This window comes from Amycolatopsis orientalis DSM 40040 = KCTC 9412 (assembly GCF_000478275.1).
In the GTDB taxonomy this organism is placed as follows: domain Bacteria; phylum Actinomycetota; class Actinomycetes; order Mycobacteriales; family Pseudonocardiaceae; genus Amycolatopsis; species Amycolatopsis orientalis.
On record NZ_ASJB01000017.1, the window covers coordinates 140,385 to 153,361 of the forward strand.

Annotated in this window: 12 protein-coding genes; 5 read left to right on the forward strand and 7 right to left on the reverse strand. The window is 69.0% G+C overall.

Annotated elements, in window-relative coordinates; translation table 11 throughout:
- The first annotated feature begins 197 nt into the window (after positions 1–197).
- From aceA to L324_RS43835, 3 genes are all read left to right on the forward strand, one after another.
- Positions 198–1,484, forward strand: coding sequence for an isocitrate lyase (gene aceA, locus L324_RS05625; RefSeq protein ID WP_037304722.1), 1,287 nt, complete (start codon positions 198–200; stop codon positions 1,482–1,484).
- Between the two features lie 114 nt (positions 1,485–1,598).
- Positions 1,599–3,203 (forward strand): malate synthase A, encoded by a 1,605-nt coding sequence (aceB, locus tag L324_RS05630; protein WP_037304724.1) that lies wholly within the window; start codon positions 1,599–1,601, stop codon positions 3,201–3,203.
- A gap of 377 nt (positions 3,204–3,580) precedes the next feature.
- Positions 3,581–3,712, forward strand: coding sequence for a hypothetical protein (locus L324_RS43835; protein WP_268871841.1), 132 nt, complete (start codon positions 3,581–3,583; stop codon positions 3,710–3,712).
- Between the two features lie 132 nt (positions 3,713–3,844).
- Here L324_RS43835 and L324_RS05635 read toward each other — a convergent pair whose 3' ends face one another.
- A complete protein-coding gene (locus tag L324_RS05635; protein WP_037304725.1) occupies positions 3,845–5,098 on the reverse strand; it encodes a glycosyltransferase family 4 protein in 1,254 nt (417 codons plus the stop codon).
- Between the two features lie 119 nt (positions 5,099–5,217).
- On the opposite strand from L324_RS05635, the gene L324_RS05640 reads away from it, so the two are divergent.
- The gene (locus L324_RS05640; RefSeq protein WP_037304878.1) at positions 5,218–6,981 is read left to right on the forward strand and encodes a glycoside hydrolase family 2 protein; all 1,764 of its coding nucleotides are present in this window, start codon (positions 5,218–5,220) and stop codon (positions 6,979–6,981) included.
- Between the two features lies 1 nt (position 6,982).
- Here the strand turns inward: L324_RS05640 and L324_RS05645 are convergent, their stop codons facing one another.
- The 5 genes from L324_RS05645 to L324_RS05665 form a co-directional block, all read right to left on the reverse strand.
- Positions 6,983–7,204, reverse strand: coding sequence for a hypothetical protein (locus L324_RS05645; RefSeq protein ID WP_037304726.1), 222 nt, complete (start codon positions 7,202–7,204; stop codon positions 6,983–6,985).
- On the reverse strand, positions 7,204–8,265 hold the full coding sequence (locus tag L324_RS05650) for a chymotrypsin family serine protease (RefSeq protein WP_037304880.1): 1,062 nt from the start codon (positions 8,263–8,265) through the stop codon (positions 7,204–7,206). Before L324_RS05650 ends, L324_RS05645 begins: the two co-directional genes overlap by 1 nt.
- 279 nt (positions 8,266–8,544) lie before the next feature.
- A complete protein-coding gene (locus L324_RS05655) occupies positions 8,545–9,033 on the reverse strand; it encodes a glutathione peroxidase (RefSeq protein WP_037304728.1) in 489 nt (162 codons plus the stop codon).
- Between the two features lie 13 nt (positions 9,034–9,046).
- Complete coding sequence (locus L324_RS05660; protein WP_037304731.1) at positions 9,047–10,567, reverse strand: 1,4-alpha-glucan branching protein domain-containing protein; 1,521 nt, start codon at positions 10,565–10,567, stop codon at positions 9,047–9,049.
- Complete coding sequence (locus tag L324_RS05665; RefSeq protein WP_037304734.1) at positions 10,564–11,337, reverse strand: class I SAM-dependent methyltransferase; 774 nt, start codon at positions 11,335–11,337, stop codon at positions 10,564–10,566. Before L324_RS05665 ends, L324_RS05660 begins: the two co-directional genes overlap by 4 nt.
- Before the next feature lie 168 nt (positions 11,338–11,505).
- Between L324_RS05665 and L324_RS05670 the strand changes: the two genes are divergently transcribed.
- Positions 11,506–11,928 carry a hypothetical protein gene (locus L324_RS05670; protein WP_037304737.1) on the forward strand — a complete coding sequence of 141 codons (423 nt, stop codon included), beginning with the start codon at positions 11,506–11,508 and terminating at the stop codon, positions 11,926–11,928.
- On the opposite strand, the gene L324_RS05675 is transcribed toward L324_RS05670, so the two are convergent.
- On the reverse strand, positions 11,909–12,760 hold the full coding sequence (locus L324_RS05675; RefSeq protein ID WP_081736197.1) for a DegV family protein: 852 nt from the start codon (positions 12,758–12,760) through the stop codon (positions 11,909–11,911). The two genes, L324_RS05670 and L324_RS05675, sit on opposite strands and share 20 nt — an antisense overlap.
- Between the last annotated feature and the right edge of the window lie 217 nt (positions 12,761–12,977).

Below are 12,977 nucleotides of genomic sequence, written 5' to 3' on the forward strand. Positions count from 1 at the left end.
CTGAACGATTCAGTGAACGGTCAAGCCCGTGGATTTTCGCTCAGCTTGCGAACCGGTGATTCGCAACCTTTGCAAGATGCTACGGAAGCTTCGCAGAAATTGGCAAATTGGAGACCTGGATCGGATTTCCCCTGTCGTGTCAGGGTCTGGTCAGGCAAGGCGATCAATCGCAAACTTCGCAACACCGGGAGAATCCGATGACTGAGCACGCGCAGCAGCTGGAGCAGGCGGCCGCCGAACTGACCAAGCAGTGGGAGACCGACCCCCGCTGGGCGGGCGTGCAGCGGTCGTACTCCGCGGCTGACGTGGTCAAGCTGCGCGGCAGCGTGGTCGAGGAGCACACGCTGGCCCGTCGCGGCGCCGAGAAGCTGTGGGACCTCCTGCACAACGAGGACTACATCCACGCGCTGGGCGCCCTGACCGGTAACCAGGCCGTGCAGCAGGTCCGCGCCGGCCTCAAGGCCATCTACCTGTCCGGCTGGCAGGTCGCCGCCGACGCCAACCTCTCCGGCCAGACCTACCCGGACCAGAGCCTCTACCCGGCCAACTCGGTGCCCGCCGTCGTCCGCCGCATCAACAACGCGCTGGGCCGCGCCGACCAGATCAACTGGGCCGAGGGCAACACCGACACCGACTGGTACGCCCCGATCGTCGCCGACGCCGAGGCAGGCTTCGGTGGCCCGCTCAACGCGTTCGAGCTGATGAAGGGCATGATCGCCGCCGGTGCCGCGGGTGTGCACTGGGAGGACCAGCTCGCGTCCGAGAAGAAGTGCGGCCACCTCGGCGGCAAGGTGCTCATCCCGACCAAGCAGCACGAGCGCACGCTGAACGCCGCCCGCCTCGCCGCGGACGTGCTGAACGTGCCGTCGCTGATCGTCGCCCGCACCGACGCCCAGGCCGCGACCCTGCTGACCAGCGACGTCGACGAGCGCGACCAGAAGTACACCACCGGTGAGCGCACCGCGGAGGGCTTCTACACCGTCACCAACGGCATCGACCCCTGCATCGACCGCGGCCTGGCCTACGCGCAGTACGCCGACCTGCTGTGGATGGAGACCTCCAAGCCGGACCTCGAGGTCGCCCGCCAGTTCGCCGAGGCCATCAAGGCGAAGTACCCGGACCAGATGCTGGCCTACAACTGCTCGCCGTCGTTCAACTGGAAGAAGCACCTGGACGACGCGACGATCGCGAAGTTCCAGCGCGAACTCGGCCACATGGGCTACAAGTTCCAGTTCATCACCCTGGCGGGCTTCCACGCGCTGAACTACTCGATGTTCGACCTGGCGCACGGCTACGCCCGCGAAGGCATGACCGCCTACGTCGACCTGCAGGAGCGCGAGTTCGCTTCGGAGGACCGCGGTTACACCGCCACGAAGCACCAGCGCGAGGTCGGCACCGGCTGGTTCGACAACGTCGCGACCGCGCTGAACCCGGCCAGCTCGACCACCGCGCTCGCCGGCTCCACCGAGGCCGAACAGTTCTGATCCGGTTCTGATCCCTCGCAAGCAGGTGCCAGGTGGCGGTCTCCCGACCCCCAGCGGGAGACCGCCACCCCCCTTCCCCCTCCTCACTCTCGCGAAGCCCAGCGGAGGCACACCATGGTTGAGAAGCTGAACTACCGGATCGACGTCTGCGGACCCACCGGTGACCGGTTCGACGAGATCCTCACCCCGGCCGCACTGGACTTCGTGGCCAAGCTCGACAACGCGTTCGCCGGCCGCCGCCGCGAGCTGCTCGACGCCCGCCGCACCCGCCGCGAGGAGCTGCAGTCCGGTGAGAAGCCGCTGGGCTTCCTGCCCGAGACGCGTTCCGTCCGCGACGACAGCAGCTGGTCGGTCGCCCCGGCCGCGCCCGGTCTCGAAGACCGCCGCGTCGAGATCACCGGCCCGACCGACCGCAAGATGACGGTCAACGCGCTCAACTCCGGCGCGAAGGTCTGGCTCGCCGACTTCGAGGACGCGACCTCGCCGACCTGGCACAACGTGATCGACGGACAGCTCAACCTGTTCGACGCGATCCGCCGCAACATCGACTTCACCACCGAGGCGGGCAAGCGCTACACGATCGGCGACGAACCCGCGACGATCGTCGCCCGCCCCCGCGGCTGGCACCTGGTGGAGAAGCACATCCGCATCGACGGCCGCCCGGTTTCGGCGAGCCTGGTCGACTTCGGCCTGTACTTCTTCCACAACGCGCGCCAGCTGCTGGCCCGCGGCAGCGGCCCGTACTTCTACCTGCCGAAGCTCGAAAACCACCTCGAAGCGCGACTGTGGAACGACGTCTTCCTGCTGGCGCAACGGGAACTCGGTATCCCGCGCGGCACCATCCGGGCCACCGTGCTGATCGAGACGATCACCGCCGCGTTCGAGATGGAGGAGATCCTCTACGAACTGCGCGAGCACGTCGCCGGGCTGAACGCCGGCCGCTGGGACTACATCTTCAGCGTCATCAAGAACTTTTCGTCGCACGGCGCGGACTTCGTGCTCCCGGACCGCGCCCAGGTGACGATGACCGTCCCGTTCATGCGGGCCTACACCGAACTGCTGGTGCGCACCTGCCACAAGCGCGGGGCGCACGCCATCGGCGGCATGGCCGCGTTCATCCCGAGCAAGGACCCGGAGATCAACGCGACCGCGCTGGAGAAGGTCCGCCAGGACAAGGAACGCGAGGCGAACGACGGGTTCGACGGCTCCTGGGTCGCCCACCCCGGTCTCGTCCCGGTCTGCCGTGAGGTGTTCGACGGCGTGCTCGGCGGCTGGCCCAACCAGCTCGGCAAGCTCCGTGAGGACGTCGTCGTCACGGCCGAGGACCTGCTCGACGTGGCCAGCGCGGGCGGCGAGGTCACCGAAGCCGGTGTCCGCGCCAACATCAACGTCGCGCTGCGCTACATCGACGCCTGGCTGCGCGGTACCGGGGCGGCGGCGATCCACAACCTGATGGAGGACGCCGCCACCGCGGAGATCGCCCGCTGCCAGATCTGGCAGTGGATCCGCAACGGCACGAAGCTCGAAGACGGCACCGCGCTCACCCACGAACTCGCCGTGTCCTATTTGGACGAAGAGCTGGCGTCGATTCGTACCGAACTGGGCGAGGGCAACCGGCTCGGCGACGCCTACGAGATCTTCACCGAGACCGCGCTGGGCGAGAAGCTGCCGAGCTTCCTCACCACCGGCGCGTACGCGCGGTACCTGACCACGCACTGACACCAGGCTCCGGCCGCCCCTACCTGACGCGGGGCGGCCGGGTTCCACACCGGTTTTGGGACGGTGTGGCCCATCGGGTCCGGCGGCGGAGGCTCCCCGCCGCCGGACCCGCTTCACGCGCGCTCTTCCGGTGGCGCTGTCGGGCGCGCGAGTGTCATGAGGGGTCCCCATAGGACGAAATTGGTCCTATGGGGACCCCTTATGACGTGTGGGCACTCGCCACCGGCCGCCACCGGTCTCCGCGCGGGACCAGGACGAACCGGTCACGGACCGCGAATAGGTACGGGTACCTAGTGATACCCCCGTTGTTTCGCGGACGGCTCGCGCGGATGCTCTGCCCCGGGTGCACTTTCCGCCCGGATTCCCGAGGAGCCACCATGAAGAAGCAGTTGAGAACCGTCTTGGCCGCAGCCTTCGCCGTCCTCGCCCTCGGCGTCGCCGCACCGGCGGTGTCCGCCTCGGTGACGGTTTCGGCGCAGCCGGACTGCGTCCGGCCCTGCCACTTCTGATCTTCGTCACCTAGAGCAGCCCCGGGGTCGCGCCCCTCGCGACCCGCGGGTGCCTGCGCCCGCCCCGCCGCCCGCGTTCAGTCCTCTGGATGCGGAGAAACGCATCCAGAGGACTAAACGCGGGAGGGCCGATCACGGCTCGAAGGCGTTCCCCGTCGCGATCTTCGGACGGCCCAGCTCCACCGGTTCCCCGACGCGAGCCCGCCGGTAGACCGCGACGGTCGCCTCCGCGATCCGGCCCCAGTCGAAGTCCGCGGCGAGGCGCGATTGCGCGGTCAGCGCCCGCCGGGCCGCGGCGACCTCGTCGTCCAGTACGGCCTCGACGGCGTCCCCGAGGGCGTCGACGTCGCCGGGGCTGAACGCCAGGCCGGTCTCGCCGTCGACGACGACCTCGCCGAGCCCGCCCGCGGTCGAAGCCACCAGCGGCGCCTTCGCGGCGGCGGCCTCCAGCGCGACGATCCCGAACGGTTCGTACCGGCTGGGCAGCACGACGGCGTCGGCGGCGGCCAGTACGGCGCGCAGCTCGCGATCGGACAGATGCCCGACGAAGTCCACCGCGCGGCGGACGCGCAGCTTGCGCGCCTGTTCGATGAGTTCCTCCAGATGCCTGCCCTTGCCGGCGACGACCAGCCGGGTCCCGGGTTTGGCGCGGCGGATCCGGGGGAGCGCGGCGAGCAGGTCCTGCACGCCCTTCTCCCACTCCAGCCGTCCGAAGTAGAGCAGCAGCGGCGCGCCGGACGGGCTGTAGGCCTCACGCGCGTGCGCGACCTCGTCCGCGGGCACCTGCCAGCTGCGTTCCTCGATGCCGTTGTGGATCACGGTGACCGCGTCGCCGTCGACCTCGAACAGGTGCGCCACCTCGCGGCGCATGGCCTGCGAACAGGTGATCAGCGCGTCCGAGCGGTTCGCGAGCCACCATTCGACCGAGTGAACCTGCTGGTTGAGCGGATGCGAGAGCCAGCCGGAGTGCCGTCCGGCCTCGGTGGCGTGGATCGTGCCGACCAGCGGTACCCGCGCGGCCTCGGTGATCGCGATCGCGGGGTGGGTGACCAGCCAGTCGTGCGCGTGCACGACGTCCGGCTGCCAGGTCCGCAGCAGATCGGTCGCGGCGCGGATCATCGCGTGCCCCATGGCCAGCGTCCACGCGACGAGGTCGCGTTCGAAGGTCACGTGCATCGGGTCCTCGGCGACCCGGATGATCCGCACGCCCTCGACCACGCGATCGGTCCGCGGATGGGTCTCGGCGTCGGTACCGGCCGTGTGACGGCACAGGACGACCACGTCGTGCCCCTGCCGGGCGAGGTGCCTGGCCAGGGCGTGGACGTGCCGTGCGAGTCCGCCGACGACCACGGGTGGGTACTCCCACGACAACATCAGCACGCGCATGGGTGGAGGTTACTCGTGAGTCGGTCTTCGCCGGGACGGGGCGATCACCCACGGCGGTAAAGTCGATCATGGTCTTCGTGAGGACGACAGCGACGGCGATCTTTGCCACCATCGGGCTGATGACGTCCTCGGTGAACGCGGCCGGACCGGCCTTCGAACCCGTCGAACCGGTGCTGTCGACCCCGTGGTCCGCGCAGGTCGGACCCGGTAACGCCCTGCCGGAATATCCGCGCCCGCGGCTGGTCCGCGAACGCTGGCTGAACCTCAACGGCGTCTGGGAGTACGCGGGGAGCCGCTCGCCCGGCCGCGACGGGTACGGCGAACGGATCCTCGTGCCGTATCCGCCGGAGTCGGCCCTGTCCGGTATCGGGCGGCACGACGAAACCCTCTGGTACCGCAAGGTTTTCCAGGTTCCGTCCGGATGGGACGGTCAGCGCGTGATGCTCCGGTTCGGCGCCGTCGACCAGTCCGCGACGGTCTGGGTCAACAACCAGGAGGTGGCCGTGCACGAAGGTGGGTATACCGCCTTCAGCGCGGACATCACCGACGCGCTGCGCCCGTCCGGATCACAGGAACTGACCGTCCGCGCGAAGGACCGCACCGACGCCTCGACGCACGCCGTCGGCAAGCAGCGCAACGACCCGAAAGGGATCTTCTACACCGCCGCGTCGGGGATCTGGCAGACCGTCTGGCTGGAGCCGGTGCCGTCCGCGCGCGTCGAAGATCTCCGGCTGACCCCGGACCTCACCGGGGTGACGGTTGTGCCCAAGGTCACAGGCGGCGCGCGGGCGGAGGTGATCGTCAGCGAGCCCGGCGGCCGCGAGGTGACGCGCGTCGCGGGGGATGCGGGACACCCTCTGCGCGCGGAGGTGCCTTCGCCGCGTCTTTGGACGCCCGACGACCCGTACCTGTACGACATCGAGGTCCGCCTGCTCGACGAAGACGGCACCGTCCTCGACGTCGTCGAGTCCTACACCGGCCTGCGCACGATCGGGACGATCACCGATGCCGAAGGCAGGCCTCGGATCGCGCTCAACGGCCGGATCACCTTCCTCCACGGCCCGCTCGACCAGGGCTACTGGCCGGACGGGATCTACACCGCGCCCACCGACGAGGCCCTGCGCTACGACCTGGAGAAGACGAAGGAACTCGGCTTCAACTTCGTCCGCAAGCACGTCAAGGTCGAGCCGGAGCGCTGGTATCACTGGGCGGACAGGCTGGGCCTGCTCGTCTGGCAGGACATGCCGTCGCTCACCGTCTCCTTCGACGGCCCGCCCGGGCCCGCGCCCGACCCGGTGCCGGAAGCGAAGGCGCGGTTCGAAGCCGAACTGACCGAGATGATCGAGCAGTTGCGCGGGGTGACCTCGATCGTCGGCTGGGTGCCGTTCAACGAGGGCTGGGGCGAGTTCGACACCGCCCGCGTCGCCGCGCTGGTGAAGGAACTCGATCCCACCAGGCTCGTCGTCGCGAACAGCGGGGTGAACTGCTGTTTCTCCCGGCCGGACAGCGGGGCGGGCGACGTCTACGACGACCACACCTACGTCGGGCCGGGCAAACCCGTGGTGAAGGACCATCGGGTGCTCGTCGACGGCGAGTACGGCGGTCTCGGCCTGGTCCTCGACGGCCACCGCTGGCCGGGGAATCCGCAGGCCTACGAGATGACGCTGACCCCGGCACAGCTGACCAAGCGCTATGCCGAGGTCAGCGAGACCCTCGAACGACTCATCACCCGGAACGGGCTCTCCGGTGCGATCTACACACAGACCACCGACGTCGAGAACGAGGTCAACGGCCTGCTCACCTACGACCGGCGGGTGGTGAAGGCGGATCCGGCGGTCGTGGCCGCCAGATCCGCCGCCGTGCTCGAAGCGGGCGCGAAGTAGATCAGCCGCCCGCCTCGACCGGACCGCCGGAGTCCCGGACCCGGACGGGCACCCCGAGCAGCTGAGAAGGCAGCTGCCCGGGGTCGTGACCGGGGGTCATCCACACGTCGATCGTGGGTGCCCCCTCGGCCTCGCCCTGCCCGACCCCGACCACCCCGGGGACATCGTCGAGCCACCGCGCCGCGGCGACGAGCGCGGCTTCGACATCGGAATCGTCCGCCACTACGGGTGCACCCTGATCCCGAGCGACGCCTCGACCAGCGTGATCCGGTTGAGGACGGTGACCACCGGCGAACCCGCGAACAGCAGGCCGACGGCGTTCTCGCTCAGGTCCGCCACGAGGCTGCCCGAATCGCCGCCCGCGGACATGTCGGTGGTCAGCAGCTGCTGCGCGAACCGCGCCACCCGGCCGCCGCCGTAGTTGACGTCCACGGTGGCGTTGATGTTCGTGATCCGCCCGGTCGTCCAGTTCGTCGTCCGGCCGGTCTTCTGCACGACGGTGCCGACGCCGGGTGCGACGTTCGTGCCCTTGAGGTCCCCGACCCAGAAGATCCGCCGGTCGAGGTCGTGGAACTGGGCTTCCGCGATGGCGGCGTCGACGAAGTTCAGCGGTACCGGCTGCCCGGGGCTGATGAACTTGATCGGCACGAACCGGCTCAGCCTGGCGATGACGTCGGTGGGGACGACACCGCCGTCGAACGGGCCGGGCTGCAGGATCGGGTCGCCGATGGCGGCGGCGTTCGAGTTCGCCAGCACGTGGTTGTTGCTCAGGATGTAGTACTTCGACGGTTTCCCGGGCAGCGCGGTGGCGTCGTAGACGGCGGTGCCGTACGTGCCGGCGGTGATCTTGAAGTGGCCGACGCTCAGCCCGCCGAAGGCCGGGCGGAACCGCTTGGCCAGCGTGAACGGGCCGACCTGTTCACGGGCGAGTTCGTCGGGGCGGGCCAGCGACGGTGACGCGGGCTCGTCGAGCATCGTGGCGGCACCGTTCGCCTTCGGCGGCGCGATGCTCCGGCCCGCCTGCAGTACGCCGACCTCCTGGACGTCGGTGGGCACCCCGGCCAGCGTCGCGGGGACGAGGTCGTCGTCACGCAGCATTTCGTGGGGCATCTTCGTGTCGACCAGGACGGTGATCGCCTTCTCGCCGGTGTCCCTTCCTCCCGACCATTTGGTGCCGAGCGCGACGCCCACCACGTTCTGTCTGGAGAGCAGTGCGTCCTCCTCGGCCGCCTGTACGCTCGCCAGCGAAAGGAATTCGTCCGGGATCATATTGTTTTCGATCATGGCGACCACGCTTTCCCGCTGTTTCGGAGTAGTGCAGGGAACCCCGCCGAGCGAGTCTTCTCCTGCGGACGCGGTGACGCCATAGTGCAATCGGGTAGACCGGTTCAGGATATCTTTTCGAGATTTTCCTTGCTGCACAAGGGTTTGTGATCGATCCACCGGCCACTGCGGGAAATGGCGAGGCCTTTTAGGGACTTAGGTCCCTTCTTTCGCGGAAAAGGAAACGGGCGGTCGATCGGATCGCTCCGATGAACCGCCCGTCGTCGGGAAAAGCGCGATTCAGGCGCCGATCACGGCGTCGATCGCCTTGGTGATCTCGGCGTCTTCGGGTTCGGTGCGCGGGCGGAACCGGCCCACCACCTCGCCGGACGGGGCGACGAGGAACTTCTCGAAGTTCCACTGCACGTCCCCGGCGGCGCCTTCCGCGTCGGCCGCCTTGGTCAGTTCGGCGTAGAGCGGGTGACGGTCTTCCCCGTTGACGTCGAGCTTTTCGAACAGCGGGAACGAAACCCCGTACGTCGTCGAGCAGAAGGTCTGGATCTCCTCGGCGGTACCCGGTTCCTGGCCCGCGAACTGGTTGCACGGGAACCCGACGACGGAGAAACCCTTGTCCGCGTAGCGTTCCTGCAGCTTCTCCAGACCGGTGTACTGCGGCGTCAGCCCGCACTTCGAGGCGACGTTCACCACCAGCAGGGCCTTGCCGTCGAGCGCGCCGAGCGTGGTGTCCTCGCCCGCCAGCGTCTTCAGTGGAATGTCGTGGATCCCCATGGTTCCCCTTTCGTCATTTCCTCAGCAGGTCACGCGCGTCGACATGCCCGAACGGGCCGTCGTCGCGCCGGAACGCGGCCGCGGTCTCCCTGGCCCGCTCGTGCGCGCCTTCCCGGAGCAGCGCGGCGAGCGTGTCGAACCGGTCGGTGTGCACCTTCGCCCGACGGCGCGCGTAGTCGGCGGCGGAATCCTTGGTGACCATGAACGCCCAGTCGCTCGAAAGCGCCAGCATCGCCTCGGCGACGGCCTGATCGCGGACGGCGTCACGAGTCATGGCAGCTGCGGCGTCCATCCCGGCGACCATGTCGAGCATCCGGTGCTGCAGCGCGGTGTTGTCCCGCACCATGTCCGCGACCTGTTCGCCGTCCCAGACCCGCCAGTCCTTGCCCGAACCCCACGACGAGGCCGGGAGGTCGACCTTCCCGCCGAGGTGGCCCGCTTCGAGCGCGCCCTTGAGTGTCGTGACGCGGACCCCGGCTTCGGGAAGCGCGCGCAGGACGCCTTCGAGCCAGGCGGGGCCCTCGTGCCACCAGTGCCCGAACAGTTCCGTGTCGTACGCGGCGACGACGAGTGACTCGCGGCCGTGCTCGGCCTTCAGCGAGCGCAGCCGCGCGACGACGGTGTCGACGAAGTCCTGGACGTGGCCGCCGAGTGTGCCCGCCGCCATCGCCGGGTCGTACGGGGCCTTGTCCGGCGGCTCGATGGTCTTGCCGGTCACCCGGGACGGCTTGAGGCCGACCTCGTGTGCCCAGGTGTGGAAGTCGCGGTAGGCGGCATGGCCGGGGTAGCCGGCCTTCGGCGACCAGACGCGGTAGGTGACTTCGAGATCCCGGCCGAAGCAGACGACGTCGGAATCGCCGACGGTGCGCGCCGTCGAGGTGTCGCCGTGCAACGACGGGCCGTCGACCATGAAGCGCTGGACGCCGGCGGCGGCGTAGCCGGTCTCCATGCCCGGCGCGTAACCGCATTCCGGGGCCCAAATGCCTTCGGGGCGCCGTCCGATCCGCAGTGCGGTGTCGGTCAGGCCGCCGCGCAGCATGAAGTCGCGGACCGACGGGTCGAGCAGCGGCTGGAACGGATGCGCCAGCGGGCCGCCGAGCAGCTCGATCGTCCCGGAGTCCACAAAGGACCGTAGAATCGGCGAGAAACCGTGGCGCCAGCGGGTTTCGAGTGCTTCCGACGCCCTGGTCGCGGTCCGGTACTCACTCGCGGCGAGTTCGCGGAGCAGGGGGTCGCCGCGCCAGAGTGTGGACGCGTGCCAGGCGCGCAGCTGCCAGTGCCCTAGCCAATGGTGGAAGGTGTCGATGCAGTAGGGGTCGTCGAGCTGCGCGGCGAGGATCGGTGTCATGCCGAGGGTGAGGACGTCCTCACGGCCCTCGTCGGCGAAACGGTCCAGGAGATCGACCATCGGGAGATAGGAATGCGCCCACGCCTGGTAGAGCCATTCCTCGCCGACCGGCCAGGAACCGTGGTGCGGCAGCCACGGCAGATGGCTGTGCACGACGAGGCAGAAGGTGCCCTCGTACTCCGTCATCGGCGCACCGCCACGGCCACGAGGTCGAGGCTGGAGTCGAGGTCTTCGCCGTGGATGGCGAAGTCCGACGCCTGGATGCCTTCGACGTCGGCGAGCAGTTGCGGTGGCCAGGTCGCCTGGCCGGGCAGCTGCCCCATGACGACGTCGAGCTGGGCGTCGATGATGGAGCCGCCGTACTTGGCGTCGAGTCGCCGTACGCCTTCGCCGTGGTGGAGACCGTGCAGCGTCTCGACCTCGAAACCGGCCGCGCGCAGCAATTCGTCCAATTCGGACGGTGCGAGTTCCCTGGTGTGGAACGGGTTGAGCGGGGTGTCGCTGTCCGGGGTGAAGGTCAGGCGGTTGGGGGTGGTGACGATCAGCCGTCCGCCCGGCGCCAGCACGCGGTGGCATTCGGCGAGGAAGGCGCCCTGGTCCCACAGGTGCTCGATCACCTGGAAGTTCGCGACGACGTCGACCGAGGCGTCCCGCAGCGGCAGGAACACCAGGTTCGCCCTGGTCACCCCGATGCCGGGGTAGCGGCGGGCGACGTGCTCGGTGGTCGGCACGTCGTAGTCGAGGGCGAGCACCCGTTCGGCGACGGTGGCGATGAGCCCGGCGCCGTAGCCCTCGCCGCAGCCCGCCTCCAGGACGGTCTTGCCCGCACACAGCGGCAGGAGCTGGCGATACGCCGCTTCATGGCGGCGATACCAATAGTTCTCCTCGGCGATGCCGGGCACGGTGCGCTCACCGGTGAGGTGGAGCGCTTCGGCCCTGGTGGCTGGGGTGGTCACGCCGCGACCCTACCGGCCGGTCACTTCCCGCTCCGCCGCAGTTCGTCCTCTGGATGCGGTCCTTGCGCGTGCAACTACCGCATCCAGAGGACGAAACGCATGGGGGCGAAACGCATCCAGAGGACGAAACGCGTGTCACGTTTCGTGGCGCCGCGTTGTCCAGGGGGTATGCAACGGACCATCACCCGCGTACTGCTCGTCGTCTTCGGCCTCATCGAACTGCCGGTCGGGCTGTGGCCACTGCTCAGTCCCAGTGGCTTCTACCAGGACTTTCCCGGCTTCCGCACCGGCTGGGTGGCGATGGACGGCCCCTTCAACGAACACCTGCTCCGCGACTTCGGCGGGCTCAACCTGGCGCTTTCCGCCATCCTGCTCGGCGCCGCCGTGATCGGGACGACCGCCGTGGCCAGGCTCGCGGCGCTCGCGACCTTCCTCTTCGGACTGCCGCATTTCCTCTACCACCTCGGCCACGTCTCGCACTTCGAGCCGGTGGACCAGGTGCTGATCATCGTGACGACCGCGCTGGGCGTGGTGCTCCCGCTGGTAGTGGCCCTGATCCCGGGCAAGCGGGCTACACCGGCGACACCGTGATGCCGATGGCGCCGGGACCGAGGTGGGCGCCGAGGATCATGCTCGCGTCGACCAGGGTGCTGTCGACCATATGCGGCAGCCGTGCCCGCAGCCGCCCGCCGATCTCGAGGTCGCGTTCGTCCGGGCCGAACCGGGTGATGGCGACCTCGACCTCCTGGTCGCCCGCGCATTCCACGGCGAGGTCGACGAGTTTGTTGAGCGCCCGCCGCTGACCCGGCACCCTGGTCAGCGGCGCGACTTCGCCGTTCTTCAACGTCAGCAGCGGCTTGATCGAGAACGCGGAGCCGAGGAACGCCTGCGCCGCGCCGATCCGGCCACCGCGCCGCAGGAACTCCAGGGTGTCGACGTAGAGGATCTCCCGGCTGGCGCGGAACCGGCGCTCGGCCGCGTCGATGACGCGGGTGGCCTGACCGCCGGCGGCGGCGACCTTGGCCGCCGAAGTCGCCGCGAAGCCGAGGCTCATCCCGGTGGTCCCGCTGTCGAGGACGTGGACGGGCACGCTCACTTGCTGGGCGGCCTCGCGGGCGGCGTTCACCGTCTCCGACATCCGCCCCGAGATGTGGATGCTGACGATCGCCGAGGCACCCTTGCTCGCGGCGTCCTGGAACGCCCAGAAGAACGCGGCGACCTCGGGAGGCGCCGTCTTCACCGGCGTCCCGGCGCGCAGTTCGCGGATGATGTCTTCGCGGTCGCAGCGGTTCTCGTCTTCGAACTGGTCTCCGACCTGCAATTGGACCTGAACGATCCGGATCCCCCAGCGTTCGGCGACCGAAGTGGGAAGGCAGGCGGTCGAGTCCGTGATCACGGCGACAGGGCCGGGAATGGAACGCATGGTGCGGCAGGCTATCCGGTCGCCCCCGCCGGGAGTACCCCGGAATACGGCCGTTCGGGTTAGTCGGCCGGTTACACTCACTTCCGGGTGAACTATCTGGACGATGGTCCCAGTAAAACGTGCATCCAGGTGAATGAGGTCACCTCGGCGGGCCGCGGCGGTGAAATGGCCCTAATCTACCGGCCAGTAGAGCTGTTGCCCCGTGGCCGACGCCGGC